Annotated in this window: 25 protein-coding genes; 10 read left to right on the forward strand and 15 right to left on the reverse strand. The window is 69.7% G+C overall.

The window, feature by feature from the left end; translation table 11 throughout:
- Position 1: 1 nt before the first annotated feature.
- The 3 genes from AC0VYB_RS13600 to AC0VYB_RS13610 form a co-directional block, all read right to left on the reverse strand.
- Entirely contained in the window at positions 2-1,234 is a 1,233-nt protein-coding gene (locus AC0VYB_RS13600; RefSeq protein ID WP_009376054.1) for an ABC transporter permease, read from the reverse strand.
- Positions 1,231-2,826 (reverse strand): ABC transporter ATP-binding protein, encoded by a 1,596-nt coding sequence (locus AC0VYB_RS13605; RefSeq protein WP_119297041.1) that lies wholly within the window; start codon positions 2,824-2,826, stop codon positions 1,231-1,233. Before AC0VYB_RS13605 ends, AC0VYB_RS13600 begins: the two co-directional genes overlap by 4 nt.
- Positions 2,827-2,899: 73 nt before the next feature.
- Positions 2,900-3,967, reverse strand: coding sequence for a BMP family lipoprotein (locus AC0VYB_RS13610; protein ID WP_223289936.1), 1,068 nt, complete (start codon positions 3,965-3,967; stop codon positions 2,900-2,902).
- A gap of 222 nt (positions 3,968-4,189) precedes the next feature.
- Here AC0VYB_RS13610 and AC0VYB_RS13615 point away from each other — a divergent pair, with 222 nt between their 5' ends.
- The 4 genes from AC0VYB_RS13615 to AC0VYB_RS13630 all read left to right on the forward strand — a co-directional run bounded on the left by AC0VYB_RS13615 (position 4,190) and on the right by AC0VYB_RS13630 (position 7,954).
- Positions 4,190-6,013 carry an ABC-F family ATP-binding cassette domain-containing protein gene (locus AC0VYB_RS13615; protein WP_259800900.1) on the forward strand — a complete coding sequence of 608 codons (1,824 nt, stop codon included), beginning with the start codon at positions 4,190-4,192 and terminating at the stop codon, positions 6,011-6,013.
- 49 nt (positions 6,014-6,062) lie between these two features.
- On the forward strand, positions 6,063-6,425 hold the full coding sequence (locus AC0VYB_RS13620) for a TraR/DksA family transcriptional regulator (protein WP_119296711.1): 363 nt from the start codon (positions 6,063-6,065) through the stop codon (positions 6,423-6,425).
- A complete protein-coding gene (locus AC0VYB_RS13625) occupies positions 6,422-6,718 on the forward strand; it encodes a hypothetical protein (RefSeq protein ID WP_119296712.1) in 297 nt (98 codons plus the stop codon). Before AC0VYB_RS13620 ends, AC0VYB_RS13625 begins: the two co-directional genes overlap by 4 nt.
- Positions 6,719-6,904: 186 nt before the next feature.
- Positions 6,905-7,954 carry a homocysteine S-methyltransferase family protein gene (locus AC0VYB_RS13630; protein WP_063249315.1) on the forward strand — a complete coding sequence of 350 codons (1,050 nt, stop codon included), beginning with the start codon at positions 6,905-6,907 and terminating at the stop codon, positions 7,952-7,954.
- Between the two features lie 144 nt (positions 7,955-8,098).
- Here AC0VYB_RS13630 and AC0VYB_RS13635 read toward each other — a convergent pair whose 3' ends face one another.
- Both AC0VYB_RS13635 and gndA read right to left on the reverse strand, forming a co-directional pair.
- Positions 8,099-9,241 carry an aminotransferase class V-fold PLP-dependent enzyme gene (locus tag AC0VYB_RS13635; RefSeq protein ID WP_119296713.1) on the reverse strand — a complete coding sequence of 381 codons (1,143 nt, stop codon included), beginning with the start codon at positions 9,239-9,241 and terminating at the stop codon, positions 8,099-8,101.
- A 52-nt stretch (positions 9,242-9,293) separates the two neighbouring features.
- On the reverse strand, positions 9,294-10,820 hold the full coding sequence (gndA, locus tag AC0VYB_RS13640) for an NADP-dependent phosphogluconate dehydrogenase (RefSeq protein WP_100227382.1): 1,527 nt from the start codon (positions 10,818-10,820) through the stop codon (positions 9,294-9,296).
- 135 nt (positions 10,821-10,955) lie between these two features.
- Between gndA and AC0VYB_RS13645 the strand changes: the two genes are divergently transcribed.
- Both AC0VYB_RS13645 and AC0VYB_RS13650 read left to right on the forward strand, forming a co-directional pair.
- Positions 10,956-11,510, forward strand: coding sequence for a gluconokinase (locus AC0VYB_RS13645; RefSeq protein WP_040341214.1), 555 nt, complete (start codon positions 10,956-10,958; stop codon positions 11,508-11,510).
- The gene (locus tag AC0VYB_RS13650; protein ID WP_009376070.1) at positions 11,507-12,907 is read left to right on the forward strand and encodes a GntP family permease; all 1,401 of its coding nucleotides are present in this window, start codon (positions 11,507-11,509) and stop codon (positions 12,905-12,907) included. The genes AC0VYB_RS13645 and AC0VYB_RS13650 overlap by 4 nt, the downstream gene beginning before the upstream one ends.
- Positions 12,908-12,922: 15 nt before the next feature.
- Here the strand turns inward: AC0VYB_RS13650 and AC0VYB_RS13655 are convergent, their stop codons facing one another.
- Genes AC0VYB_RS13655 through rsmA form a run of 3 tightly spaced genes read right to left on the reverse strand, consistent with a single transcriptional unit; the run spans position 12,923 to position 15,439 of the window.
- The gene (locus AC0VYB_RS13655; RefSeq protein ID WP_009376072.1) at positions 12,923-13,654 is read right to left on the reverse strand and encodes a FadR/GntR family transcriptional regulator; all 732 of its coding nucleotides are present in this window, start codon (positions 13,652-13,654) and stop codon (positions 12,923-12,925) included.
- On the reverse strand, positions 13,647-14,597 hold the full coding sequence (locus AC0VYB_RS13660; RefSeq protein ID WP_475384748.1) for a 4-(cytidine 5'-diphospho)-2-C-methyl-D-erythritol kinase: 951 nt from the start codon (positions 14,595-14,597) through the stop codon (positions 13,647-13,649). Before AC0VYB_RS13660 ends, AC0VYB_RS13655 begins: the two co-directional genes overlap by 8 nt.
- Positions 14,594-15,439: a 16S rRNA (adenine(1518)-N(6)/adenine(1519)-N(6))-dimethyltransferase RsmA gene (rsmA, locus tag AC0VYB_RS13665; RefSeq protein WP_095376454.1), complete on the reverse strand. Its 846-nt coding sequence runs from the start codon at positions 15,437-15,439 to the stop codon at positions 14,594-14,596. The genes AC0VYB_RS13660 and rsmA overlap by 4 nt, the downstream gene beginning before the upstream one ends.
- A 123-nt stretch (positions 15,440-15,562) precedes the next feature.
- Here rsmA and AC0VYB_RS13670 point away from each other — a divergent pair, with 123 nt between their 5' ends.
- Together AC0VYB_RS13670 and AC0VYB_RS13675 are read left to right on the forward strand one after the other, a co-directional pair.
- The gene (locus AC0VYB_RS13670; RefSeq protein WP_063249320.1) at positions 15,563-16,783 is read left to right on the forward strand and encodes a class I SAM-dependent methyltransferase; all 1,221 of its coding nucleotides are present in this window, start codon (positions 15,563-15,565) and stop codon (positions 16,781-16,783) included.
- Positions 16,784-16,814: 31 nt separating this feature from the next.
- On the forward strand, positions 16,815-17,648 hold the full coding sequence (locus AC0VYB_RS13675) for a sulfurtransferase (RefSeq protein ID WP_063249322.1): 834 nt from the start codon (positions 16,815-16,817) through the stop codon (positions 17,646-17,648).
- A gap of 31 nt (positions 17,649-17,679) precedes the next feature.
- Here the strand turns inward: AC0VYB_RS13675 and AC0VYB_RS13680 are convergent, their stop codons facing one another.
- On the reverse strand, positions 17,680-18,777 hold the full coding sequence (locus AC0VYB_RS13680) for a sensor histidine kinase (protein ID WP_425322158.1): 1,098 nt from the start codon (positions 18,775-18,777) through the stop codon (positions 17,680-17,682).
- Positions 18,770-19,444 (reverse strand): response regulator transcription factor, encoded by a 675-nt coding sequence (locus AC0VYB_RS13685; protein WP_063249324.1) that lies wholly within the window; start codon positions 19,442-19,444, stop codon positions 18,770-18,772. Before AC0VYB_RS13685 ends, AC0VYB_RS13680 begins: the two co-directional genes overlap by 8 nt.
- 86 nt (positions 19,445-19,530) lie before the next feature.
- Here AC0VYB_RS13685 and AC0VYB_RS13690 point away from each other — a divergent pair, with 86 nt between their 5' ends.
- On the forward strand, positions 19,531-20,019 hold the full coding sequence (locus tag AC0VYB_RS13690) for a M15 family metallopeptidase (RefSeq protein WP_063249325.1): 489 nt from the start codon (positions 19,531-19,533) through the stop codon (positions 20,017-20,019).
- Positions 20,020-20,102: 83 nt separating this feature from the next.
- Here AC0VYB_RS13690 and AC0VYB_RS13695 read toward each other — a convergent pair whose 3' ends face one another.
- Positions 20,103-21,710: a glycoside hydrolase family 3 N-terminal domain-containing protein gene (locus tag AC0VYB_RS13695; RefSeq protein WP_227007011.1), complete on the reverse strand. Its 1,608-nt coding sequence runs from the start codon at positions 21,708-21,710 to the stop codon at positions 20,103-20,105.
- A gap of 83 nt (positions 21,711-21,793) precedes the next feature.
- Here AC0VYB_RS13695 and AC0VYB_RS13700 point away from each other — a divergent pair, with 83 nt between their 5' ends.
- The gene (locus AC0VYB_RS13700; RefSeq protein WP_101624650.1) at positions 21,794-22,921 is read left to right on the forward strand and encodes a glutamate--cysteine ligase; all 1,128 of its coding nucleotides are present in this window, start codon (positions 21,794-21,796) and stop codon (positions 22,919-22,921) included.
- Positions 22,922-22,924: 3 nt separating this feature from the next.
- Here AC0VYB_RS13700 and AC0VYB_RS13705 read toward each other — a convergent pair whose 3' ends face one another.
- The 4 genes from AC0VYB_RS13705 to AC0VYB_RS13720 are packed head-to-tail and all read right to left on the reverse strand — an operon-like array spanning position 22,925 to position 26,076.
- Positions 22,925-23,455: an NUDIX domain-containing protein gene (locus tag AC0VYB_RS13705; RefSeq protein ID WP_095376445.1), complete on the reverse strand. Its 531-nt coding sequence runs from the start codon at positions 23,453-23,455 to the stop codon at positions 22,925-22,927.
- Positions 23,442-24,521: a tRNA (adenosine(37)-N6)-threonylcarbamoyltransferase complex transferase subunit TsaD gene (gene tsaD / locus AC0VYB_RS13710; protein WP_095376444.1), complete on the reverse strand. Its 1,080-nt coding sequence runs from the start codon at positions 24,519-24,521 to the stop codon at positions 23,442-23,444. The genes AC0VYB_RS13705 and tsaD overlap by 14 nt, the downstream gene beginning before the upstream one ends.
- Positions 24,518-25,132 (reverse strand): SRPBCC family protein, encoded by a 615-nt coding sequence (locus AC0VYB_RS13715; protein ID WP_095376443.1) that lies wholly within the window; start codon positions 25,130-25,132, stop codon positions 24,518-24,520. The genes tsaD and AC0VYB_RS13715 overlap by 4 nt, the downstream gene beginning before the upstream one ends.
- Complete coding sequence (locus AC0VYB_RS13720) at positions 25,129-26,076, reverse strand: aldo/keto reductase (RefSeq protein ID WP_227007012.1); 948 nt, start codon at positions 26,074-26,076, stop codon at positions 25,129-25,131. Before AC0VYB_RS13720 ends, AC0VYB_RS13715 begins: the two co-directional genes overlap by 4 nt.
- Positions 26,077-26,087: the final 11 nt, after the last annotated feature.

Consider the following 26,087-nt stretch of genomic DNA (forward strand, 5'->3'; position numbering starts at 1 on the left):
CTCAGGACTCCTTCCGCTTGAGCACCGGCGCAGGCAGGTGGAAGATCGACCTCACGAGCGGCGGGGCCGCGATGAGCAGGACGATGACGGACTGGACGACGAGGACGATGTCGATCGGCGTGCCCGTCTGCGACTGCATGAGGTATCCGCCGGCCTTGAACGCGCCGAAGAGGAGTCCGGCGAAGAACGTGCCCAAGGGCTTCGACCGGCCGAGCAGGGCCACGGTGATCGCATCGAAGCCGATCGACCCGGCGATGCCGCCGGTGAGCTTGTCCTCGGTCCCGAGCACCTGTGCGGCACCGCCGAGGCCGGCGAGGCCACCGGCGATGACCATGACGAGGACCGTCACCTTCGCCACGGAGATGCCCGCTGTGCGCGCGGCGTGGGGGTTCGCACCCACGGCCTTGAACTCGAATCCGATGGTCGAGCGCTCGAGCAGCCACCACACGAAGATCGTCGCGAGGATCGCGAGGATGAACCCGAAGTGGAGGCGGAAGGGCGGGGGCAGAAGGAGGAACATCTGCGCGGATTCGTCGATCGCGCGCGACTGCGGGTTCGCCGACTGGGTGTGCGTGAACCACGACTGCTTGAGCAGGTAGCCGAGCAGGTAGCCGGCGATCGAGTTGAGCATGATCGTCACGATCACCTCATTCGCCCCGGTCTTCGCCTTGAGGACGCCGGCGATGCCCGCCCAGATCGCACCGCCGATGATGCCGCCGAGAGCGGCGACGAGCATGTGGACGACGGGCGGCAGCGGCAGTGCGTAGCCGAGGAAGCCGGCGACCGTGGCACCGAGGATGACCTGGCCCTGGCCGCCGATGTTGAACAGTCCCGAGCGGAACGCGAGCGCGATGCCGAGGCCGGTGAGGATGAGCGGGGTGGCGCTGACGAGGGATTCGGTGAGCGGGCGGATCGCGCGCTCAGGGGTGCGGGCGTTCCAGTCGAAGACGGCCCCGCGGAAGAGCGCGGAGTACGCGTCGCCGACGGTGGAGAAGACCGTGGAGAAGAAGGCTCCGGGGGCGGAGAGGATGTTCTTCGCGGCGGCGACGACCTCGGCGTTGGCGACGGCGATGAGGACGCCGCCGACGAGGAGGGCGAGGACGATCGCGAGCAGGGAGACGAGCCACGATCCCGAGAGGATCTCCTGGAGGAGCGTCTGCTGCCTGCCCGGCTTCGCCTCGGCGGTCGGCGGCGGGGCCGGGGAGGGCGCGGCCGGGGAAATGTCAGTCGTCATTCGGTCTCCTCCGCCGAGGTGGTGGCTGAGTCTGGGGTCGTCGTCGAGGCGGCAGGGTCGGCAGTGCCCGTGCCCGCTGACGACATGGCCTCCTCGGCGGGGACACCGGCCATCATCAGGCCCAGCGCCTCCCGGGAGGTCTCGGGTCCGACGATGCCGACGATGCGCCCGGAGTACATCACGGCGATCCGGTCGGCGAGTCCGTAGACCTCGTCGAGTTCGGTCGAGACGATGATGCACGGGGTGCCGGTGTCGCGTTCGGCGATGACGCGCTTGTGGACGAACTCGATCGATCCGACGTCGAGGCCGCGGGTGGGCTGGCTGGCGATGAAGAGGCGCAGCTCGCGTCCGAGTTCGCGGGAGAGGACGACCTTCTGCTGGTTGCCGCCCGAGAGCGTGGCGATGGGGTCGGCGACGCTGCCGAGGCGGATGTCGAACTCGTCGACCTTCTTCTTCGCCTCGGCGGTGATGACGGAGGGCCGGAGGTTGAGGCCCTTCGCGTACGGGGGACGGTCGTAGACGTCGAGGATCATGTTCTCGCGGATCGCGAACTCGGCGATGATGCCGTCGGTCGAGCGGTCTTCGGGGACGAAGCCGATGCCGGTGCCCAGCCGGTCCTTGACGCTGGCGCCGACGAGGTCCTTCCCGTCAAGGGTGATCGTGCCCAGGCGCGGTTCGGTGAGCCCGATGATCGTCTCGGCGAGCTCGGTCTGCCCGTTGCCCTGGACGCCGGCGATCGCGAGGATCTCGCCGCGGCGGACGTCGAAGCTGACGTCGTCGACGACGACGTTCTCGGCCTTGTCGACGACGGTGAGCCCGCGCACCTGGAACGTCGCGTCCCCGGGTGCGGCAGGGGTCTTCTGCGTCGTCAGGGACACCTCGCGGCCGACCATCTGGCTGGCGAGCTCCGCCTCGGTGGACTCCGGCGACGCCTCGCCGACGATCTTCCCGCGCCGGATGACCGTGATCGAATCGGCGATCGCGCGGACCTCGCGCAGCTTGTGGGTGATGAAGACGATCGAGGTGCCCTGCTCCTTGAGCTGGCGCATGATCGAGATGAGCTCGTCGGTCTCCTGCGGGGTGAGCACGGCGGTGGGCTCGTCGAGGATGAGGATCTCCGCGTCCCGGGAGAGAGCCTTGATGATCTCGACTCGCTGCTGCGCACCGACGGGGAGGTCCTCGATGAGGGAGTCGGGGTCGATGTCGAACCCGAACCGGGAGGAGATCTCCCTGACCTTCGCCCGCGCCTCGGCGAGGTCGATGATGCCGAGGCTCTTCGTCGGTTCGTAGCCGAGCGCCACGGATTCGGCGACGGTGAACACGGGCACGAGCATGAAGTGCTGGTGGACCATGCCGATGCCCGCGGCCACGGCGTCACCGGGTCCGGCGAAGGTCACCGGCTTGTCGTCGATGAGGATCTCTCCCCCATCGGGGTCGTAGAGACCGTAGAGGACGTTCATCATCGTCGACTTGCCGGCGCCGTTCTCACCGAGAATGGCGTGGATCTCGCCCGGTTCGACCGTGAGGTCGATGTGGTCGTTGGCGACGAACGATCCGAACACCTTCGTCATCCCGCGAAGCTCGAGTTTCACTGCTCGACGCTCTCCTCACACACTTGAAAACTGCAGGGCCGAAAGACTTCGACCCTGCAGTTTACCCCGCTGATCACTTAGGCGAGTTCTCCGACTCGACCTTGATGGTGCCGTCGATGATCTGCTGCTTGAGCTCGTCGACCTTCGTCTTCACGTCCTCGGGGACCTCCTTGTCGAAGTCGTGGTACGGAGCGAGTCCCACGCCTTCGTTCTCGAGGGTGCCGACGTAGGGCTCGGAGGTGAACTTGTCCTCGGTGCCCTCCTTGACGGTGTCCTCGACGGCGTTGGCGATCTCCTTTACCACCGAGGTGAGGATGATGTCGCCGTACTCCGTCGACTCGTAGCCGTCGGTGTCGACCCAGATGAGCTTGACGTCGCCGGCTTCCTTCGCGGCTGCCGCGGCACCGAGGCCGACGGGGCCGGCGACGGGCATGACGATGTCGGCGCCCTGGGAGATGAGCTGCTTCGTCAGCTCCTGGCCCTGGCCCTGGTTCTCGAAGTCGCCGGAGAACGAGCCCTCCTGCTTGGCCTTGTCCCAGCCGAGGAGTTCGACGTTCTTGCCGTTGTCGTCGTTGAACTTCTTCACCCCGTCGGCGAAGCCGTCCATGAAGACGGTGACCGAGGGGATCTGGATGCCGCCGAAGGTGCCGACCTTGCCGGACTTCGACGTGGCCGCCGCGACATAGCCGGCGAGGTAGGCCGCCTCGGCGGTGTTGAAGACAAGCGGCTTGGCGTTCTCCAGGGTGACGGGGTTGCCGTCGGCGTCGGAGAACGTCGAGTCGATGAGCGCGAAGTTGAGGTCGGGGTTGGCCTCGGCGGCGGACTGGATCGCATCCTCGAGGAGGAAGCCGACGCCGAAGGTGAGGTTGCAGCCCTGCTGGACCATGTTGTCGACATTTGGGGTGAAGTCCGCGTCGCCCTGCGACTCCGCGAGCTTCTCCTGGATGCCGAGGGTCTCCACGGCCTTCGTCAGACCCGCACGTCCCGACTGGTTGAACGACTGGTCGTCCCAGCCGCCGGAGTCGGAGACCATGCAGGCGAGGTAGTCCTCGGCGTTCGTGCCGCTGTCGCCGGAACCGCAGGCGGAGAGGGCAAGGGCGGATACGGCGACCATGGAGACCGCAGATGCGAGCTTTTTCAAGGTTTACTCTTTTCTCGAAGAACCGACACCGGCGACGGTGGAGGACCACCGGCCGACTCGTCACGAAGATGTGAAACCACTGGGTGATCGGTCACACTTCGGTGAGTTTTCGGCCAGTCTAATGCACGTGAGCCTTGTCTCACGCGCGTCTACCATCCGGATGTCCGACACCGATATGAAAACGCAATGTGGCGTCCGCCGTGCTCTACCCTTGACTCTGTTATGGCACATCTTCTCGGGGCCGAAGCCCTGCACCTCGAATACCCGACCCGCATCGTCTTCGACTCCGTGACCCTCGGCGTCGACACCGGGGACATGATCGGCATCGTCGGCCGCAACGGCGACGGAAAGTCGAGCCTGCTCGGGATGCTCGCCGGCACCATCACCCCTGACGCGGGACGCGTGACCTACCGCGGAGGCCTGCGCCTGGGGATGCTCACGCAGCGCGACGACCTCGAGGACACGGCGACCGTGGGCCACTCCGTCGTCGGGGACCGGCCCGACTACGAGTGGGCAGGCGATGCGAGGGTCCGCGACATCATCGCGGGCCTCATCTCCGACCTCGACTGGCAGGCGCCGATCGGCAGCCTCTCCGGCGGGCAGCGCCGCCGCGTCGCGCTCGCCGCGCTCCTCGTCGAGGACTGGGACCTCATCATCCTCGACGAGCCGACCAACCACCTCGACGTCGACGGCATCGCGTGGCTGGCCCGGCATCTGCAGAACCGCTGGCCGAAGAACTCCGGTGCCCTCCTGCTGGTCACCCACGACCGCTGGTTCCTCGACGAGGTGTGCACGAAGACGTGGGAGGTCCACGACCGCATCGTCGAGCCCTTCGAGGGCGGGTACGCCGCCTACGTCCTCCAGCGCGTCGAACGCGACCGGATCGCCGCCGCCACCGAGGCGAAGCGTCAGAACCTCATGCGCAAGGAGCTCGCGTGGCTGCGCCGCGGTGCCCCGGCCCGGACGTCGAAGCCGAAGTTCCGCATCGAGGCGGCCAACCAGCTCATCGCCGACGTCCCCGAGGTGCGCAACCCCATCGAACTGAAGAAGATGGCCACCGCCCGCCTCGGCAAGGACGTCGTCGACCTCCTCGACGTGTCCGTGAGCTTCGGGGACAGGAAGATCCTCGACGACGTCACATGGCGCATCGGTCCCGGCGAGCGCACCGGCATCCTCGGACCCAACGGCGCCGGAAAATCGACCCTGCTCGGCCTCATCGCCGGAACCCTCGAGCCGAGTACCGGTCGGGTCAAGCGGGGCAAGACCGTCGAGGTCGGCGTCCTCGACCAGCAGTTCAAGGACCTCGCCGAGATCGGGGGTCGTCGGGTGCGCGACGTCCTCGCCGAGGCGAAGACGACCTTCACGATCGAAGGCAGGGACTTCACGCCGGCTCAGCTGCTCGAACGCCTCGGCTTCGCGCGCGAGCACCTCTCGGCACGGGTCAACGACCTCTCCGGTGGGCAGAAGCGGCGGCTGCAGCTCCTCCTTCTGCTCATGTCCGAACCCAATGTCATCATCCTCGACGAGCCGACGAACGACGTCGACTCCGACATGCTCGCCGCGATGGAGGACCTCCTCGACTCGTGGCCGGGCACCCTCATCGTCGTCTCCCACGACCGGTACCTGCTCGAGCGCGTCACCGATCAGCAGTACGCGATCCTCGACCACCGGCTGCGGCACGTGCCCGGCGGGGTCGACGAGTACCTGCGGCTGCGCGCGGCCGGGGCCGGCACGGGTGGGTCGGCCGGCGGACCAGCCGGCGGCACCGGTGAGGCGGGGGCCGCCTCGGCGGGGGGATCCGACTCCACGGCACCCACGCTCAGCGGGGCCGAACGGCGGGCCGCGACGAAGGAGGTCTCGGCGATCGAGCGGAAGATGGAGAAGCTGAGCACCCGGGTCGACGCCCTCCACGCGGAGATGGCCGCCCACGACCAGTCCGACTTCGAAGGGCTCGCGTCGCTCACCGCCCAGGTGCGCGAGCTCGAAGACGAGACCGCAGCCCTCGAGGAGCGCTGGCTCGAGATGACCGAGGCCCTCGAGGCGTAGCCGCCGACAGGGGTGGTGCCATCGCCCTGGCGGGACTAGGGTCACGTGCATGACCGGTGACCGATGGCGCGAGCGGCTCCGCGAGGAGGACGTGGAGACCCGTGCGCTCATCGTCGCCTTGAGCGCCTCGATCGACGGGATCTCGGCCGCCCGGGAGGGTGACAACAGCGACGACGAGCACGATCCCGAAGGAACGACGATCGCCTTCGAACGGTCCCAGGCCGCTGCGATGCGCGATCAGGCCGCTCAGCGGCTCGACGAGATCGCCGCAGCCTTCAACCGCCTCGACGCGGGCACATTCGGAATCTGCACCGAGTGCGGTGGAGAGATCGCCGAGGCGCGTCTCGACGCCAGACCCTATGCCGCGCTGTGCGTGACCTGCGCGGGACGGAGCACTCGGAGCCCCACATGAGCGCCGCGATCGTCACCCTCTTCCTTCCCGCCCTCGTGCTCGCGGCCATCGGCGTCATGCTCCTCGTCTCCACGCTCCGCCGCCCGGCCTCGGCCCCCGTCGCCGGCTTCGTGCTCCGAACCCTTGCGGCCCTCGGGCTCCTCGGGGCCGCGGTTGTCGCCGGAGTCGGACCGTGGCTGCCGATCCCCTACGGCATCGTCGTCATTCCGCTGCTCGCCCTCGTGTTCGGGTTCGTCTGGGTCGTCGGCCTCCTCGGCACCGCACTCCTCGTCGAGTGGGCGGCGAAGCGCTGAGACGCCTCGGCGAGCAGCGACCAACGTGACGACATGTGACAGCGTCGTGACCTTCTGTGACGGCCCGCGGCAGACAGCGACGGGCACTGTGATGAGCTGGCGGGGTCCTCAACGCGACGATGCCCTGTTATCGGGATCCACTGTCGCGGGGCCCGCCGGCCCACCTCGGCACTATCGGGAGAACACATGTCACAGTCCAACGCACTCACCCAGCGCCTCGACGCCGGGCCGGTGATCTGCGCAGAAGGATTCCTCTTCGAACTCGAGAAGCGCGGATACCTCTCCGCGGGAGAATTCGTGCCCGAGGTCGCGCTCGAATACCCCGAGGCCCTGCGCAGCCTCCACGTCGACTTCCAGCGGGCCGGCTCCGACATCGTCGAAGCCTTCACCTACAACGGCCACCGCGAGAAGATGCGCGTCATCGGCAAGGAGGACCTCCTCGAGCCGCTCAACCGCGCAGCCCTGCAGATCGCCCGCAGCGTCGCGGACCAGAAGCCCGGCAACCTCGTGGCCGGCAACATCTCGAACTCGAACATCTGGGACCCGGCCAGCGAGGAGAAGCAGAACGAGGTCCGCGGAATGTTCTCCGAGATGGTCGACTGGGCCGTCGACGAGGGCGCCGACCTCATCATCGGCGAGACCTTCTACTTCGCCGGTGAGGCGCTGGCCGCCGCGGAGATCGCGAAGGCCTCGGGCCTGCCCGTCGTCCTCACGCTCGCTCCGATGGCGTTCCAGGAGATGGCCGACGGCGTCGGCATCGTCGAGACCGCCCAGCGCCTCGAGCAGTCAGGCGTCGACGTCGTCGGCCTCAACTGCTTCCGGGGTCCTGCGACGATGCTGCCGTGGCTGAAGCAGATCCGGCAGGCCGTGTCCTGTCACGTCGGCGCCCTGCCGATCCCCTACCGGACCACCGAGGAGGAGCCGACCTTCTTCAATCTCTCGGATCCGAACGCCGCCGTGCCCTCCCCGCACGGTCGCACGTTCCCCACCGCGCTCGACCCGCTCCAGACCAACCGGTACGAGATCGGCGCGTTCGCGAAGGAGGCGTACGACCTCGGGGTCAACTACCTCGGCGTGTGCTGCGGTGCCACCCCGATGCACATCCGCGAGGTCGCCGAGGCGGTCGGCCTCACCACGGAAGCGAGCCGGTTCTCGGAGAACATGAGCAACCACTTCATGTACGGAGACAACGAGCGCCTCGCCGAGAACGTCGTCGCCCTCGGCGACCGCGCATAGTCGGCGGCCCGCACGGGTTTGAGTCGGTTTCCGCCCGATCGGTCGGTTCGCGAACAGAGCGATCGGGCGGACACTGATCAGTTGCGATGCCGACTCGTTTCGGTGTCGCGTCCACCGCGCGCAAGGGCCGCGGCCCGACGAGTGTCAGACGACGTCGACCTCGTCGAGGGCCTTCTCGAGGCGGGCGACGGTGCCATCGATGTCACCGAGCTTGTCGAGGCCGAAGAGCCCGATCCGGAACGTCGTGAAGCCCTCCTGCTCACCGGTGTGCAGCGGCACTCCCGCCGCGACCTGGACACCGACCTCCTTGAAAGCCGCCCCGTTGGCCAGCTGTGGGTTCCTCGTATGGACGACGACGACGCTCGGCGCCTGGTACCCGGCAGCGGCGACCGAGGGAAGCTCCCGGGCGGCGAGGACCGCGCGGACCCGCTCGCCGAGTTCGAACTGCGCGGCCTCGAGCTTGTCGAAGCCGCGCTCCTCGGTCTCGCGCATGAGCGCGGCGTTGTGGGCGAGCGCATCGGTGGGCATCGTCGCATGGTAGGGCGCGCGACCGGCCTCGTACTCGTCGGCGATGAACAGCCACTTCTTGAGATCGAGTGCGAAGCTCGTCGAGGTGCCCACGTCGACCGCGGCACGACCGCCCTTGCTGAGCATGACGTAGCCGGCGCACGGTGAGCCGCTCCACCCCTTCTGCGGGGCGCTGATGAGGACGTCGACGCCGAGGTCGCGCATCGACACCCACACCGCGCCCGAGGCGATGCAGTCGAGGACGAAGACGCCGCCCACCGCATGGACCGCCTCGGCGACCGCCCGGAAGTACTCATCGGGCAGGAGCATGCCCGAGGCCGTCTCGACGTGGGGGGCGAAGACGACGGCGGGGCGTTCGCGTTCGATCGCTGAGACGACCTCGGCGATGGGGGCGGGCGACCATGCCGCCTGCGCGTCGTCGGAGTCGGGGACGGCGGGGAGGACGACGGTCTCGTCTGCGATCGATCCGGCATCGAGGATCTGCGACCAGCGGTACGAGAAGAGCCCGTTGCGGAGGATGAGGCACTTCTTCCCCGTCGCGATCTGTCGCGCCACGGACTCCATCGCATAGGTGCCGCCGCCGGGGACGATGGCCGCTGCATCGGCGTCGTAGGCGGTGCGCAGAATCCGGTTGATCTCCTGCATGACGGAGACGAACCGTGCGGACATGTGGTTGAGGGAGCGGTCGGTGAAGACCACCGAGTACTCGAGGAGGCCGTCGGGGTCGATGTCGTCGTGGGGCAGCGTGGTCTCAGTCATAGTCCCACAGTGCCATGTTCGCAGGCCCGGGGCCACCGAACCGTTGCGGCGCTCAGAGTTCGACTTCGCTCCGGTCGCCCGACCACAGCGTGTGGAAGATCCCCGGTCGGTCGACGCGGCCGTAGGTGTGGGAGCCGAAGAAGTCCCGCTGCGCCTGGATGATCGCCGCCGTCGCCCGCGGAGCGCGGATCCCGTCGAGGTAGGCAAGCGCCGAAGAGAGCGCGGGCACCGGGATCCCCTGCCCGATCGCTGCCCCGACGGCCGAGCGCAGCGCCCCCTGAGCCTGACCGACTTCGGCGCGCAGCTCATCGTCGGCCAGAAGCGAGCCGAGCCCCTCCTGCCGATCGTAGGCGGCGACGATCCGGTCGAGGACGCGGGCCCGGATGATGCACCCGGCCCTCCAGATCGAGGCGAGCTCGCCGAGGTCGACGTCCCACCCGTACGCCTGTGCCCCGGCCGCGATCTCGTCGAAGCCCTGGACGTAGGCGAGGATCTTGCCCGCGAAGAGCGCCTGCCGAACCGTTTCGATCCGCTCGCCGAGGCGGTCGGGAGCGACGGGGTCGTCCCCGTCGGCAGCGGCCCGCTCCCCCGTCGGCCCGCCGGCAGCGTTCCGGTCCCCCGTGGACAGGGGCTCGGTGTTCCCGACGGGACCGGGGATGTCTGCGCCGAGGGCGCGCAGGGCACCGGCCTGGGACAGGGACCGGGCGAAGACCGCCTCGGCGATCGTCGGCACGGGCACCCCGAGGTCGAGGCCGACCTTCGCCGTCCATGCCCCCGTCCCCTTCGCCCCGGCGGCGTCGGCGACGATGTCGACGAAGGGCAGTCCGGTGGCCGCATCGGTGTGGGCGAGGACCTCGGCGGTGACCTCGATGAGGTAGGACTCGAGTTCGCCGGCGTTCCATTCCGTGAGCACCGCGGAGATCGCGGCGGGGCTGAGCCCGAGGTCGTCGCGCAGGATCCGGCACGCCTCGGCGATGAGCTGCATGTCCGCGTACTCGATGCCGTTGTGGACCATCTTCGCAAAGTGCCCGGCACCGTCGGTGCCGATGTGGGCGACGCACGGCACGGGCGCCTCGAGGCCGGCGACCTCGGCACGGGCGGCGATCGGAGTGAGCAGGGGACGGAGGCGCTGCCACGCCGCCTCGGAGCCGCCGACCATCATCGACGGCCCGAGCAGCGCGCCCACCTCGCCGCCGGAGATGCCGACCCCGACGAACTCGATTCCGGTGCCTTCGAGCTGCTCACCTCGGACGATGGTGTCGGTGAAGAGGGAGTTGCCGCCGTCGACGATGATGTCTCCGGGTTCGAACACCGCTGCGATGTCGGCGATCGCCGCGTCCGTGGCGGGTCCGGCATTGACCATGAGGATCGCCACCCGCGGGGTTGAGAGCATCTGTGCGAGCGCGGCCGGGGTCTCGGCGACGAGGAATCCGGCCTCGGGGTGGGCTGCGGCCACCGCGCGGGCGCGGTCGACGTCGAGGTCGTAGATCGCCACGCGGGTCTCAGGCTGCCGGGCGAGGTTGCGGGCGAGGTTCGAGCCCATCACTCCGGTCCCGATCACAGCGACATCGGCGTTCATCAGCAGTCCCTCCATCCGGACAGGGCGTCATCGTCCCGAGCTGTTGACACTCGCTCGAGTGTCCCATACGGTTCAATAACTCTGTTTTATTCTGCAGAGCATATCAATATCATCATATGTTTTCGAGAGGTTCTCATGGACCTGCCCCATTCCCTCCCACCGTTGGTCATCATGGGAGTGTCCGGGACCGGCAAGACGGCGGCGGGCCGCCAGGTGGCCGCCCTGCTCAAGGTGGCCTTCATCGACGGCGATGATCTCCATTCTCCGGCGAACAAGGCGAAGATGCACGCGGGCATCCCGCTGAACGATGCCGACCGGATCCCCTGGCTGCGGTCGATCGCCGTCGAACTCGCCCGCACCCCGCCCCCGCTCGTCGCCTGTTCGGCGCTCAAGCGCTCGTACCGGGACCTCCTGCGAGCCACGGCTCCGTCGACGTTCTTCATCCACCTCGACGGTCCGGCCTCGGTCATCACCGAGCACCTGGCCAAGCGGTCCCACGAATTCATGTCGCCGACGCTGCTTCAGTCCCAGCTCGCCACTCTCGAACCCCTCGAGCCGGATGAGGCGCACATGATCGTTTCGATCGAGCAGCCGCTCACCGAGGTGTGCCGGACCATCGTCGACCGCCTCCCCCACCATTTCGCGGCGCTGACACGCCCGAGTCCGACCCTCGACGACGAGGACGCATGACCGAGATCGACCTGGCCTGGACCCTTCCCGCACCCGCCCTCCTCGGCATCGCCGCCGCAGCGATCGGGCTCCTCCTCGTCCTCATCATCCGTCTGCGCCTCCACGCCTTCATCGCCCTCGTCGTCGTCAGCGTCCTCACCGCGCTTGCGGCGGGCATCCGCCCGGCCGACCTCGTCGACGTCCTCTACGACGGCTTCGGCTCGACCCTGGCCAGCGTCGCCCTCCTCGTGGGCCTCGGCGCCATGCTCGGTCGCCTCCTCGAGCTCTCCGGCGGAGCCGAAGTGCTCACCGACCGTCTCATCAGGGTCTTCGGTGAGAAGCGGGCACCGCTCGCGCTCGGGGTGACGTCCCTGCTCTTCGGGTTCCCGATCTTCTTCGACGCCGGCCTCGTCGTCATGCTCCCGATCATCTTCACCGTCGCCCGCCGCCTCGGCGGCTCCCTGCTCCTCTATGCCTTCCCTGCGGCGATCGCGTTCTCGGCGATGCACATCTTCGTCCCACCCCATCCCGGACCGGTCGCCGCCTCCGGCCTGCTCGGGGCCAACGTCGGCCTCGTCCTCCTCTGCGGGCTCCTCATCGCCGTGCCCTCCTGGTATCTGTGCGGCTACCTCTTCGGCCTCGTCATCGGCAGGCGCATCGACGTGCCCGTCCCGACGATCCTCTCCGGACGCTCAGATGAGTTCTCCGACTTCCGCTCCACGCCGAGGCTGGGCACCGTCATCGTCCTCCTCGCCCTTCCGCTCGTCCTCATCTCCTTCAACACTGGGCTCGGCTTCGCCGCCGAAGCCGGCTGGGTCGATCCGGAATCGACGCCGGTCACGGTGCTGCGGATGCTCGGTGAGACGCCGATCGCCCTGCTCATCACCGTGCTCACGGCGATGTGGCTGCTCGGGTGGCGCCAGCACAAGAGCCGTTCGCTCGTCGACACCGTCGTCGACTCCGCGCTCGGACCCGTGTGCTCGATCGTCCTCATCACCGGTGCCGGCGGCATGTTCGGCGGGGTGCTGCGCGCGAGCGGGATCGGCGACTCGATCGCCGACACGCTTGCCGCCCTCGGCCTGCCGGTCATCGTCGCCGGCTTCGTCATCGCCGCGATCGTCCGCGTCGCCCAGGGGTCGGCGACCGTGGCGCTGACGACCGCGGCCGCACTCCTCCAGCCGATCGTCGTCGGCAGCCCGGACTTCTCGGAGCTCCAGGTCGTCGCGATCGTCCTCTCGCTCGCCGCAGGCTCCGTCGTCGCCAGCCACGTCAACGACTCGGGCTTCTGGCTCGTCTCCCGCTTCTTCGGGATGGATACGAAGACGACCCTGAAGACGTGGACGGTCGGGCAGACGATCCTCGGCCTCGTCGGCTTCGCCTTCAGCCTCGCGCTCTTCGGAATCGTCAGCGCGTTCTGAGCGGCGGGCACCCCGTCACGGGCGGCGGGGTTCGCCCTCCCACACCGACGACATCTCGTCGTAGGCCTTGGCGACGATCTTCGCCATCGCCTCCCGTGCCCGCTCTGGCTGCTGGGAGCCGATCGCGTCAGCGACGTCGAAGTGCCACTGCAGCGCATCGGGGTGCGGGTACTGCGGCTGCAGGCCCTCCTCGGTGCGCCCGGCGAGGATCTCGGCGACGACCGTGTCGAAGGACGCGAAGAGCTCATTGCCCCCAGCGCGCAGCACCGCCCGGTGGAACGCCGCATCGGCCTCGAGGAAGGCCTCGACCTCACCGGTGCGCCCCGACGAGCGCATCCGGGCGGCAAGCCGCATGATCTCCTCGGCTTCGGCGGCGTCGGCGAAGGTCGCGGCGAGGCCCGCGGCCTCGGGTTCGATCGCCACCCGCAGCTCGGTGAGCGAGCGCAGCTGCCTGGCCGGGGTCTCGGCCATCCGCCAGCGCACGACGAGCGGGTCGAGGATCGTCCACTCGCTCATCGCGAGGATGATGAGCCCGAGGCGGCGCACCGGCCTGACCATCCCGAGGGACTCGAGGACACGCACGGCTTCGCGGACGACGGAGAGGGAGACGTCGTAGCGGGCGCGCAGCTCCTCGGCCTTGACGACGACACCGGGCGGCAGCTGCCCGGAGACGATGTCGCGTCCGATCGCGTCGAGGACCCGACCGTGGAGGTTCTCCCCCGCCCGGCCGGTCGGGGTCTCAGCCATCGGTGACCACGTGCGCGCCGGGTGCCGGTCCCGTCGTCCGCAGGGCTTCCTTGACCCCGCGGGTGGCCTGGAGGAGGACGGCCAAGTCAAGGGCGTGGCGGGCGTCGCGGGCGAGGAACCCGACGGTGGGACCCGACCCGCTGAGCAGAGGCAGCAACGCACCGGCCTCACGACCGGCCTCGATGACCTCGGCGAGTTCGGGGCGCAGGGACAGGGCCGCCTCGGTGAGGTCGTTGCCTGCGGCGGCGGCCAGCGTATCGACATCGCCGGCGGCGAGCGCCGTGAGCACCTCTGCGGGCACCTCGGCGGGGGCGGGATCGGGGGTGAGCTCGTCGAAGCGGCCATAGACCTCCGGGGTCGACAGCTGTCCCGCCGAGGTGGCCATGACCCAGTGGAACTGCCCGCGGGTGAGCACGGGGCTGAGCTCCTCCCCGCGGCCCCGGCCGATCGCCGTGCCCCCGCGCAGGAGGAAGGGCACGTCGGCGCCGATCTCGAGGGCGAGGTCGGCGAGGACCTCGGCGGCGACGCCGCCGATGAGGTGGGCGGCCCCGGTCAGGGCCGCCGCGGCGTCGGCGGATCCCCCGCCCATCCCGCCGGCCACGGGCACCTGCTTGTCGATGACGATGTCGAGGTCGCGCAGCACCTCGACGTCACGCTCGGCTTCGAACGCGGTGATGAGGAGGGTGATCGCGCGTCTGGCGAGGTTGGACTCCCCGACCGGCACGGTCTCGTCGGCGTACCGCCCCTGGACGAGGATCGTGCCCGTCCCACCGGGGATGAGGGTGAGCGTCTCGACCATGCCGAGGGCCTGGAAGACCGTGGCGAGTGTGTGGTATCCGTGCTCGTCGACGCCCCCGACGCCGAGGTGGACGTTGATCTTCCCCGGTGCCCGGACCGTGACCGGGGCCGGGGTTCCCGGGCGGAGCGGGGTCGGCGCACTCACGCGGTCTCCCCCGCCGCCTCGGCGAGGCGTTCGAAGTCGGACACGCTCAGGGCCTCACCGCGCGTGCGGGGGTCGATCCCCGCGGCGACGAGGATCTCCTCGGCCCGTTGGGGGCTGCCGGCCCACCCGGCCAGCGCCGCGCGCAGGGTCTTGCGTCGCTGGGCGAAGGCGGCGTCGACGAGGGTGAAGAGGCGGGTGCGGGACTCGGGGTCCCGGTCGGTGCGGGTCACGTCGATGCGCACGAGCCCGGAGTCGATGTTCGGGGCCGGCCAGAAGACGTTCTTCCCGATCCGCCCGGCCAGGGCCACCTCGCCGTACCACTGGGCCTTGACGCTGGGGACCCCGTAGGTACGGGAGCCCGGGGCCGCGGCGAGGCGTTCGGCGACCTCGAGCTGGACCATGACGAGGACGGTCCGCAGGCTCGGGAAGGTCTCGAGGAAGTGGAGGAGGACGGGGACGGCGACGTTGTAGGGCAGGTTCGCCACGAGCGCCTCGGGCGGGTTCGGCAGCTCGGTGACCCGCAGGGCATCGGCGCCCACGAGATCGAAGCGCTCGGCGGCCTCCGGGGCGAAGGCCGCGATCGTCGTCGGCAGGCGATCGGCGAGGACCTCGTCGATCTCGACGGCGGTGACGGCGTGGCCGGCCTCGAGGAGGCCCACCGTGAGCGAGCCGAGGCCGGGCCCGATCTCGACGACGTTCTGCGCCCCCTCAAGACCTGCCGCGGCGACGATCGAGCGGACGGTGTTGGGGTCGATGACGAAGTTCTGGCCCTTCTGCTTCGTCGGGCGCAGACCGATGTCAGCGGCGATGTCGCGGATGTCGCGAGCGGTCAGTAACGTCACACCCCACAACCTACCGCACGGATTCTCCGCCGCATCCGTCGAACACACCGGGTGGGTCGGGACGGGAATCCGACAGGGCAACCGGACGTCGGCCGGGGCGAACGGGACGATAGGCTGGCACGCATGGATCCGCAGACCCTCACCGAACTCCTCGACGTCACCGTCCTCGAGCGCCTCGAGACGATCGACGACCTTCCCGCGGACGATCTCGCCCGGTCCGCGGCCATGCGCAAAGAGGGCTTCTCCGCCGAGGTGACCGCGGCCCTGCTCACCCAGGCGCAGCTGCGGAAGGAGGCGGTGGGCAAATTCGGTCCCTACGCCGCCGAGATGCTCTTCACCCGCGACGGCCTCGCCCAGGCCACCCGCCTGCCCGTGGCAGCCCACCATGCCAGGCGCCTGTTGGCCGGTCACGACTCTGAAGACGTGCGCATCGCCGACCTTGGGTGCGGGATCGGGGCCGATGCGTTCGCGTTCGCCGGTCTCGGCGCCGAGGTGGCAGCCGTCGACGCCGACGAGGTCACTGCCGCGCTCGCGAGCTTCAACCTCCGCCACCTGCCCAGTGCCGAGGTCTCCCACGCCCGGGCCGAGGACGTCGACACCGCCGGCTTCGATGCCCTGTGGTTCGATCCCGCCCGGCGCCGGATCGGGCGGGCGAACGCCCGCGGGGCGACTTCGCGGATCTCCGACCCCGACGAATTCTCCCCGTCCCTGTCCTGGGTGCTTGAGACCGCGAGCGCGGCCCCGGCGGCCGGTGTCAAGCTCGGTCCCGCCCTCGACCACGACCTCATCCCCGCCGAGGCGGAGGCCCAGTGGGTCTCCCACGACGGCGACGTCGTCGAGGTCTGCCTCTACTTCGGCACCGCGAGGCAGCGTGCCGGACGCAGCGCGCTCGTCATGGGCGAGCGCACCCTCCTCGTCCACGAGGACGACGTGCCCGCGACCGACGAGGAGGGCATCGGCGAGCTCGGCTCCTACCTCCTCGAACCCGACGGTGCGATCGTGCGCGCGGGTCTCGTCACTGCGCTCACCGGTCCCCTGCAGGCCCGTCGCCTCCACCCGTCGATCGCCTACCTCACGACGGACACCGCCCCCACGGGACCGGCCGCTGCCGGGGTGAGCGCGTTTGAGATCGTCGATGTCCTGCCCGCGAAGATCCCGAGCCTGCGCAAGGAGCTCGTGTCCCGCGGCATCGGGTCCGTCGTCATCAAGAAGCGCGGTGCGGACATCGTCCCCGACCAGGCGCGCCGTCAGCTCAAGCTCCCCAAGGGGGACAAGGCGACGCTCGTCTTCACCCGCCTCGGCGACAAGCACATCGTCCTCCTCACCCGGCCGCTCGAGCGGTAGAGTCGAGACGCACAGACGCGAAGGAGATCCCATGTCCCGCTCCGATGTCCTCATCACCGCCGAGGAGCTCTCCGGGCTCACTGCCCGCCGGATTCCGCCGAGGCTGCTCGACGTCCGCTGGACGCAGCTCCGACCCGACGGGCGGGACGACTTCGCCCGTGGCCACCTGCCGCACGCGCTCTACGTCGACCTCGATTCTGAGCTGGCCGACCCCGACCGCAGCGATCCCCGCGCGGGACGCCACCCGCTGCCGAGTCCCGCCCGGTTCGAGGAGACCGTACGAGGTTGGGGCATCGACACGGGCACCGAGGTCATCGTCTACGACGACAACGCAGGCCTCGGGGCCGCCCGCGCGTGGTGGCTGCTCCGGTGGGCGGGGCTGAGCGCCCGTGTCCTCGACGGCGGCATCGACGCATGGGTGGCCGCCGGCGGTGACCTCGAGTTCGGTGCCGGTTCCCCCGTCGAACCCTCCTCCGTCGTCATCACTCCGGGGTCGATGCCCGTCATCGACGCCGACACCGCCGCCCAGTGGGACGGGGTGCTCCTCGACGCCCGCGCGCCCGAGCGCTTCCGTGGAGAGACCGAGCCGTTCGACTCCCAGGCCGGGCACATCCCGGGGGCGAAGAACGCTCCCGTGACGGAGAACGCCGAGGGCGGTCGCATCCTCAGTGAGGAGGCGCTGCGGGAGCGCTTCTCCGAGCTCGGGGCGCTCGACGATCCCGTCGCCGTCTACTGCGGGTCCGGGGTCACGGCCTGCCATAACGCGATGGTGCTCGCGAGCCTCGGAGTCGGCTCAAGCCTCTACCCCGCGAGCTGGTCGGGATGGTCGTCCGATCCCAGTCGCAGCGTCGCGACCGGGGCGTGACCCTGCAGTGACCCGGCGGTAGGGGGCGGTCTCAGCCTGCCGCGGGCAGGACGACGTCGACGCGCAGTCCCCCGACGCGCCTCGGCGTGAGCGTGAGTGTGCCGCCATGGGTGCCCACGATCGTCGTGACGATCGCGAGACCGAGTCCGACTCCGGCATGCCCGTCGTCGCGGACGCGGTCGCTGCCGCGTTGGAACGGTTCGGTGAGCGTGGCCGCCTGCGCGTCCGAGACCACGGGTCCCGTGTTCTCGACGATCAGCGTCGAGTGCCCATCGCTCGTTCCCGTCCGCACCTCGATGACGCCGTGTTCGGCCGTGTTGTGGACGATCGCATTGTGGACGAGGTTGCTCGCCATCTGGGTGAGCAGCACGGGGTCACCGCTCACCGGTGCGCTCTCGGTGTCGACGGCGATGCTCACGCCCCGCTCATCGGCGAAGGGCACGAGGGTCTCGACGGCGTCCTCGGCGAGGAGGGAGAGGTCGCTCGGTTCGGTGCGGGCGGGCTGGCTGCCGGCACGGCTGAGCAGGAGCAGCGCCTCGGTGAGTGCGATCGAGCGGGCGTTGACGGCCCGGAGCCGGTCGAGGTCGCCGCGCACGTCCCGGTCGGGGTCCTGTGCGGCGACGTCGAGGATCGCCTGCGAGATCGCCAGCGGGGTCCGCAGTTCGTGGGAGGCGTTCGCGGCGAAGCGCTGCTGCTCACCGACGTGGGCCTCGACGCGGTCGAGCATCGCATCGAAGACGTCGGCGAGTTCGCGGATCTCGTCGCTGCGCCCGCCCATCCGGATCCGATGCGCGAGCTCACCGCCGGCCACGCGCCGGGCGGCGCGGGTGATCTTCGCGAGCGGGGTGAGCATGCGTCCGGCGAGGATCCAGCCGCCGAGGAGGCCGACAACGAGGAGGAAGCCAAGGGTGGCCGCGGCGGCGGGGAAGAACGCCCGCTGCAGGTCGGAGCGGTTGGGCACGAAGCCGTCGGGGGCGCTGATGGGGATGTTCGGGACGTAGCGCAGGAGGAAGATCCACACGACGGCGAGGAGGAGGATGCCGGCGACGATGAGGAACCCCGCGTAGCTGAGGGTGAGCTTCCATCGCACGCTCATTCCCGGCCGCCTCGGCGGGGGCTGCTCACTCACCGGTCGGCTCCTGCCCGACCCGGTAGCCGACCCCGGGGACGGTGACGATGAGGCCGGGCTGTCCGAGGCGTTTGCGCAGGGCGGAGACCGTGATGCGCACGGCGTTGGTGAACGGGTCGGCGTTCTCGTCCCACGCCTTCTCGAGGAGCTCTTCGGCGCTGACGACCCCGCCGCCGGCGCTCATGAGGACCTCGAGGACGGCGAACTGCTTGCGGGTGAGCGCGATGTAGCGGCCGTCGCGGTAGACCTCGCGCCGGAACGGGTCGAGGGTGAGGCCGGCGATCTCGAGGGTCGGGGCGCGGTGGCGGTCCCGGCGACGGTCGAGGGAGCGGAGCCGGAGGACGAGTTCGCGCAGCTCGAACGGCTTCGTCAGGTAGTCGTCGGCCCCGAGTGCGAACCCGGTGGCGAGGTCGTCGATCCGATCCGCGGCGGTGAGCATGAGGATGGGCATGCCGGTGCCCGAGGCGACGATGTGCTCGGCGATCTCATCGCCCGAGGGTCCGGGGATGTCCCGGTCGAGGACGGCCAGGTCGTAGGCGTTGACCGCGAGGAGTTCGAGGGCCGTGTCCCCGTCATGGGCGATGTCGGCGGCGATCGCCTCGAGGCGCAGTCCGCTGCGCACGGCCTCGGCCATATCGGGTTCGTCCTCGACGATCAGCACACGCATCTGCCCAGCGTATCGGCCCGCCCCTATCGTCCGTGTATCGATTTCCGCATACGCTGCGGCAACCCGGGCCCGCGTTGACTGGGGGCATGAACGCACAGATCATCACCCTCACCCTTGCCTCGGCCCTCGTCCTCGGCCTCACCGGCTGCGCCTCGACCGCACCCGCCGAGGAGGCCGCCGTGACCGTCCATGCCGCAGGTTCGGAGACCGACGGCGGGGCCCTTCCCGCGGCTGCGAGGATCGACGACGTCGACCTGCCGGGCATCGCGAACCTCGATGCGGACCTGCGCGCTGCGGTCAGGGACGCCGCCGCCGAGGCCCGCGAGGACGGTGTCGTCTTCACCGTCAACAGCGGATGGCGCTCAGCCTCCTACCAGCAGGGTCTCCTCGACGACGCGGTGAGCACGTACGGCTCGCGGACCGAAGCCGCCCGGTGGGTGGCCACCCCCGAATCCTCACCGCACGTCACCGGCGACGCGGTCGACATCGGTCCCGTCGACGCCTCGAGCTGGCTCTCCCAGCACGGCGCGGACTTCGGACTGTGCCAGATCTACGGCAACGAGATCTGGCACTAAGAACTCCGCCCGGACGCCGCGACCTCCGGCTGCCCACAGCAGTACGCCGACCCGACCGAGGACCCGCGCATGCGACGGTGAGCTCACCCGCAGTCCGGGGCCTCGTCGCTGCCCTCGTACTCGACGGGCAGCTGTCCTGTGGCGCTGAGGTCGCCCTTGAGCCATTTCGCGACGGCCCCGAGCGCATACGGGTTCGAATCATAGGCCGTGACGGCGGACTTCGCAGGGGTGCCGCGCATCGTCCAGGGAGCGGCGGTGCCGACGGCCACCTCGGCGGAGGTGCCCGGGCTCAGGCTCACCGTCGTCCCCCCGCTGCCCACGCTCAGGCCCGCAGTCTCCGCGGCCCTGCGCAAGGCCGCCTTCTCCTTCTCGCTGCCGCCGACGATGGAGATCGCATCCGTGCCTGCGAACTCGCACTCGCCCTTGAGCACGGTGAGCGACTTCTCGGCGACCTCGGTGAGGACGGCCTCGGGATCGGCGGGGCTGGCGGCGGGGTCGTCCTGCTGCTGCGCTGCCGCGGTCGCGAGCTGCATCGCGACGACCCGTCGCGACTTCTCGACGAGGTCGTCGCGCTTGAGCGTCCCATCGCCGAGCGCCGCGGCGACCGCGTCCTGCGCGGCTGCCGCGTCAGGGGGCATGAGCGCGAGGTCGGCGCCGGCGGCGAGCGCGTTCACTGCCGCATCGCCGTTCGCGCTCTGTGTCACGGCCTCCATGTTGAGCGCGTCGGTGACGACGACGCCGTCGAAGCCGAGGTTCTCCCGCAGCGCCGTGTACGCCTTCGGGTTGAGGCTCGCGGGTGTCGTCTTCGCATCGGGCAGGCCGATGTGGCCCATCATCACCATGGGCACCCCCGCATCGACGGCCGACTGGAAGGGGAGGAGGTCGGAGTCCTCGAGTTCGTCGATCGACTTCTCCGACACCGGCAGACCCTCATGCGAGTCGACGGTGAGACGGCCGTGCCCGGGGAAGTGCTTCGCCGAGCTCGCCACCCCACCGGCGTCGTAGCCCTCGACGGCACGGGCGACCACCTCGGCGACGTCCTCGGCATCACCGCCGGCGGAGCGGACGTTGATGGCGACGTCCTTCGGTCCCACCGTGACATCGGAGTCCGGGGCGAAGTCGATCGTGAACCCGAGGTCTGAGAGGTTCTCCGCCTGCACCGTCGTCGCCGTCGTCGTCAGCTTCTCATCGTCCGCGGCGCCGAAGGCCATGAGCGGCGGGAACGGCAGGGCCGCGGTGCTCAGCCGGGAGACGGGCCCACCCTCCTGGTCGACGGCGATCGACACCGGCTGACCCTTCGTCCTCGCCCCGGCGATGGCCGTCGTCAGCTGCGTGACCTCCTCGGCGGTCGGAGTCTCGGAGAGGTTGTCCGCCATGACGATGACCCCGCCGAGGCTGTCCTTCTCCACCATGTCCACTGCGGTCTGCGGCCCCGTACCCGACCAGGTCCCGATGATGAGGGAGCCTGCGAGCTCGTCATCGGAGAAGGAGTCGACGATATCGGCGGCCTCGTCGGCGAAGTCGGCAGGAGTGGGGCTCGGGACGGCCTCGCTCGACGCAGGCGCGGACGTCCCCGAGCCCGCCGAAGGCTGCGTCCCTTCGTCCCCGGCCCCTCCCCCGCCGGCCGAGCAGCCGGTGAGGGTGAGGGCGAGTGCCGTGGTCAGAGCCGTCAGGCGCATGCGAGTTGGCATGCTCCCATGCTAGTCGGGGCGAAACACGTCCGTCTGCGAAGACCCCGCACGGACCAGTCGCCCTGCCCCACTAGAATCGGTCCATGGTCGATTTCGCTCACTCCGCCCGTTCCACCATCGGTGTCGAATGGGAACTCGCTCTGCTCGACGGTGAGAGCCTGGATCTCACGCCCGCAGCGGAGTCCCTCCTCGCCGACGTTGCCGAACGCGCTCCCGAGTTCGAGAAGCGGATCGTCGGCGAGATGCTCACGAACACGATCGAACTCGTCTCCGGTGTCCACACCACAGTCGCCGACGTCGCCGATGACCTCGCGACCTCGATGGGAGCGCTGCGCACGCTCACCGAGGCCCGCGGGATCGAGCTCATGTCGGCAGGCACCCACCCCTTCGCACAGTGGCAGATGCAGGAGGTCAGAGCGAAGGACCGTTACCTCGAACTCGTCGATCGCACCCAGTGGTGGGGCCGGAACATGCTCATCTTCGGCGTCCACGTCCACGTCGGCATCGACTCCCGGGACAAAGTGCTCCCGATCCTCAATGCGCTGCTCGCCTACGTTCCGCACCTCCAGGCGCTCAGCGCCTCCTCCCCGTTCTGGGGTGGGACGGACACCGGCTACGCCTCGAACCGCGCGATGATGTTCCAGCAGCTGCCGACCGCGGGCCTGCCCTTCCAGTTCGACTCGTGGGAGGCGTACGAGAAGTACGTCGCCGACATGCTCAAGACCGGCATCATCGACCACCTCAACGAGATCCGCTGGGACATCCGGCCGGCGCCGAACTGGGGCACCGTCGAGGTCCGCGTCTGCGACGGGCTGCCGACGATGGAGGAGATCACCGCGGTCACGGCGTTCATCCAGTGCCTCGTCGACGACTTCTCCGCCCGCCTCGACGCCGGGGAGACCCTGCCGACGATGCCCGACTGGTTCCATGACGAGAACAAATGGCGCGCCGCCCGCTACGGGATGGAGGCGATCATCATCGAGAACGCCGCCGCCGACGAGCGTCTCGTCACCGAATGCATCGCCGACGAGATCGAACGTCTCGCCCCCGTGGCCGAGCGTCTCGGCTGCTCCCGGGAGCTCGCCGGGGTCACCGACCTCATGGCCCGTGGTGTGCCCTATCAGCGTCTCGAGGACGTCTTCCACACAACGGGCTCGCTCACCGAGGTCACCCGGTCCCTCATCCGGGACCTGCGCACCTCGTACGTGTAGCGCTCAGTCCCGCAGGTGCGGGACCAGCAGCTCCTCGAGTTCGGGCAGGCTCGCGGCGACTCCGGGATGGAGGTCGAGATCGCGCAGCTCACCCAGCGGCACCCAGCGCAGCTCGATGCTCTCGGGGTCGCTGATGACCGGCTCGAGGGGACGCCGGGTGCGTGCGATGACCGTCGTGTACGTCCAGGTGTCGAGGTCGAGGACGTGGCAGTCGAGGATCTCGACGTCGTCCCCGTCCGGGTCGGGCACCCCGGCCTCTTCGAAGGACTCTCGGATCGCGGCGTCGATCGCCGCCTCGCCCATATCCCGCGCGCCGCCGGGGAAGCCCCACGTCCCGCCGGCGACCGACCACAGGGCCCGGTGCTGCATGAGCACCCCGCGCTCGGGGTCGACGAGCATGAGCCCGGCAGCTCCGTTGAGCCCCCAATGCCTCTCCCCGTCCGATCCGAGCGTCCAGCCGTCCCCGGAGCGCCGAGGCGGCAGGGAGTCCGGCAGGTGCCGCGAGCGAGCAGGTTCCTCCTCAGACGAGGACATCATCGACGTCCAGGGACGAGACGGCGGCGAGTCCGAGGTCGCTCGGTCCGGCACCGCGGGTGACGAGTTCGGCGCCGAGGGCTGCGACCATCGCACCGTTGTCCGTGCACAGGCTCAGCGGCGGCACCCGCAGGGTCACCCCCGCCTCGGCGCAGCGGGTCGCGAGCACCTCGCGCAGATGGGCGTTCGCGGCCACCCCTCCCCCGAGGACGACATGGTCGATGCCGGTGTCGGCCGCGGCGAGCAGGGTCTTGGTGACGAGGACGTCGACGACGGCGTCCTCGAACCCGGCGGCGATGTCGGCGACCCGCAGGTCGGTGCCGAGCGTCTCCGCCTTCGTCACTTCGCGCAGGGCGGCGGTCTTGAGCCCGGAGAAGGAGAAGCTGTACCGACGCTCGGGGTCGCGCAGGTCGCTCTTCTTCGCCAGCCCCCGGGGGAACCGCACGGCGCTCCGGTCCCCGGGCACCCCGGTGCCGTCGAGGAGGCCGAGCGCGGCCTTCGAGACGTTCGGTCCGCCCGGGTAGCTCAGGCCCAGCAGACGCGCGGTCTTGTCGAAGGCCTCACCGGCGGCATCGTCGATCGTCGCGCCGAGGAGCTCGATGTCGTCGACGATGTCGCCGATGCGCAGGATCTCGGTGTGCCCGCCGGAGACGAGGAGGGCGATCGTCGGAGTGGTCAGTCCGTCGATGTCATCGGCGACGAGGTCGACGGCGACGTGCGCGGCGAGATGGTTGACCCCGTAGAGCGGAAGTCCGAGGGCCGCCGCGAGTCCCTTCGCCGCGCCGACGCCGACCATGAGCGCCCCGGAGAGTCCGGGGCCGGCGGTGACGGCGACCGCGTCGAGCTCGGAGAGCTCGACCCCGGCCTCGTCGCACGCGGCGACGATCGCCGGGCCGATCGCCTGGACGTGGGCACGCGAGGCGACCTCGGGCACGACTCCTCCGAAGCGCACGTGCTCGTCCATCGACGAGGACACGGTGTTCGTCAGAAGCGTCCGGCCCCGGACGATCCCCACCCCCGTCTCATCGCACGAGGATTCGATGCCGAGGACGAGCGGGCCGCTCACCGCGGTCCCCCGTCGTCGCCGAGGTCGTCGTCGCCGAGCGCATCCTCGGCCTCATCGTCGACCTCGAGGTCGAGATCGGCGTAGACCGCCTCGAGGTCGTCCTCACTCGCCTCGGGGACGTCGAGGCCGAGGGTGCGGGCGAACATCCGCAGGTGCGTGTCCCACATCGGACCGAACTGCGCGGCCGCGCGCCTTGCCCTCTCCTCGTCGGCGGCCGACTGGGTGAAGACGAGCACGGTCCCCGCCGGCACGACCCCCATCGCGGAGACGGCGGCCGCCTCCGGGCCCGCCTCGACGGGCAGGTCGGGGTCGACCTCGACGGGCAGGAGCTGGATCCCGAGCACCCCGAAGTCGGGGAACTCGACGAGGACGTGCTCGTCTGCCTCACAGCTGAGGATCTCCCCGACGAGGGCGGAGTCCGCGGACTCGGTCCCCTCGAGTTCGAGGGTGACGGTGTCACCGTCGACGGTGAAAGGCGCGAACCACTCACCGGCGCGGGTCCCGTCGGTCAGTACCGCCCAGGTCGCATCCGGGGCCACGGACAGCGGCATCTCGATGACGAGGTCGGTGCCGTTCTCCCAGGTCACCAGGCGGGGTGCGGGAGTGCTCATGCTTCGGTCCATGCGGTGTTCAGCTCTTCCACCTCGGCATCGGTGAGGACGAGCTCGGTGCCGGCGAGGAGCTCGGTGAGCTGGTCGGGCACCCGCGCCGAGGCGATCGTGGCGGGGATGAAGTCGTGGCTGAGCTGCCATGCGATGGCCGTCGCCGTCATCGAGGTGTCGTGGCTGCTCGCGATGTCGTGGAGGACCTCGAGGGCCCGCAGCGCCGCCTGGTCGTCGAGGAGGTCGGTGACCCGGTCCCCGCGGACGCTGCCGGTGGCGTCTCCGCCCGTGTGCTTGCCGGTGAGGAAGCCCGAGGCGAGCGAGTGGTAGGGCAGTTCGGCGATGCCGCGCGAGCGCAGGTACTCCTGCTTCTCCGCGTCGACGGCCGCCCGGGAGACGAGGTTGAATCTGTCCTGGACGACCCGGTAGTGGGCCAGCGAGTACTTCTCGCTGATCTTCATCGCCGACTTCAGCCGCGCCAGGCTGAAGTTCGAGGCACCGACGTAGCTCACCTTGCCCGAACGCACGAGGGCGTCGAAGGTCTCGGCCACGGCGACCTGGTCGACCTTCTCGTCGTCGGTGTGCGCGTAGTAGAGGTCGACATGGTCGGTGCCGAGGCGCCGCAGAGAGGCGTCGAGCGCTTCGCGGATGTTCACCGGGTCGAGGCCCTTGTGCTTCGGGTGCATCCCGACCTTCGTCGCGATGACCATCTCGTCGCGGTTGCCGCGGGCGGCCATCCATTCGCCGATGATCGTCTCGGACTCTCCCCCGGTGTTGCCGTCGACCCACACCGAGTAGGCGTCGGCGGTGTCGATGAAGTTCCCGCCCGCCTCGGCGTAGGCATCGAGGACGGCGAAGCTCTCGTCGCGGTCGGCACCCCACCCGAACGGGTTCCCTCCGAGTTGGAGGGGGTGGACCATGAGATTCGTGTCAGCCAGTTGCACTCGTGTCATGTCTCCAGCCT

This window comes from Brevibacterium sp. Z349TD_9 (assembly GCF_056173565.1).

Bases quoted from the DNA above. Each gene is read 5' to 3' on its own strand.
- AC0VYB_RS13600 (WP_009376054.1), bottom strand. From the start codon at position 1,234: ATGACGACTGACATTTCCCCGGCCGCGCCCTCCCCGGCCCCGCCGCCG.
- AC0VYB_RS13615 (WP_259800900.1), top strand. From the start codon at position 4,190: ATGGCACATCTTCTCGGGGCCGAAGCCCTGCACCTCGAATACCCGACC.
- AC0VYB_RS13620 (WP_119296711.1), top strand. From the start codon at position 6,063: ATGACCGGTGACCGATGGCGCGAGCGGCTCCGCGAGGAGGACGTGGAG.
- AC0VYB_RS13625 (WP_119296712.1), top strand. From the start codon at position 6,422: ATGAGCGCCGCGATCGTCACCCTCTTCCTTCCCGCCCTCGTGCTCGCG.
- AC0VYB_RS13630 (WP_063249315.1), top strand. From the start codon at position 6,905: ATGTCACAGTCCAACGCACTCACCCAGCGCCTCGACGCCGGGCCGGTG.
- AC0VYB_RS13635 (WP_119296713.1), bottom strand. From the start codon at position 9,241: ATGACTGAGACCACGCTGCCCCACGACGACATCGACCCCGACGGCCTC.
- gndA (WP_100227382.1), bottom strand. From the start codon at position 10,820: ATGAACGCCGATGTCGCTGTGATCGGGACCGGAGTGATGGGCTCGAAC.
- AC0VYB_RS13645 (WP_040341214.1), top strand. From the start codon at position 10,956: ATGGACCTGCCCCATTCCCTCCCACCGTTGGTCATCATGGGAGTGTCC.
- AC0VYB_RS13650 (WP_009376070.1), top strand. From the start codon at position 11,507: ATGACCGAGATCGACCTGGCCTGGACCCTTCCCGCACCCGCCCTCCTC.
- AC0VYB_RS13655 (WP_009376072.1), bottom strand. From the start codon at position 13,654: ATGGCTGAGACCCCGACCGGCCGGGCGGGGGAGAACCTCCACGGTCGG.
- AC0VYB_RS13670 (WP_063249320.1), top strand. From the start codon at position 15,563: ATGGATCCGCAGACCCTCACCGAACTCCTCGACGTCACCGTCCTCGAG.
- AC0VYB_RS13675 (WP_063249322.1), top strand. From the start codon at position 16,815: ATGTCCCGCTCCGATGTCCTCATCACCGCCGAGGAGCTCTCCGGGCTC.
- AC0VYB_RS13685 (WP_063249324.1), bottom strand. From the start codon at position 19,444: ATGCGTGTGCTGATCGTCGAGGACGAACCCGATATGGCCGAGGCCGTG.
- AC0VYB_RS13690 (WP_063249325.1), top strand. From the start codon at position 19,531: ATGAACGCACAGATCATCACCCTCACCCTTGCCTCGGCCCTCGTCCTC.
- AC0VYB_RS13695 (WP_227007011.1), bottom strand. From the start codon at position 21,710: ATGCCAACTCGCATGCGCCTGACGGCTCTGACCACGGCACTCGCCCTC.
- AC0VYB_RS13700 (WP_101624650.1), top strand. From the start codon at position 21,794: ATGGTCGATTTCGCTCACTCCGCCCGTTCCACCATCGGTGTCGAATGG.
- AC0VYB_RS13705 (WP_095376445.1), bottom strand. From the start codon at position 23,455: ATGTCCTCGTCTGAGGAGGAACCTGCTCGCTCGCGGCACCTGCCGGAC.
- AC0VYB_RS13715 (WP_095376443.1), bottom strand. From the start codon at position 25,132: ATGAGCACTCCCGCACCCCGCCTGGTGACCTGGGAGAACGGCACCGAC.
- AC0VYB_RS13720 (WP_227007012.1), bottom strand. From the start codon at position 26,076: ATGACACGAGTGCAACTGGCTGACACGAATCTCATGGTCCACCCCCTC.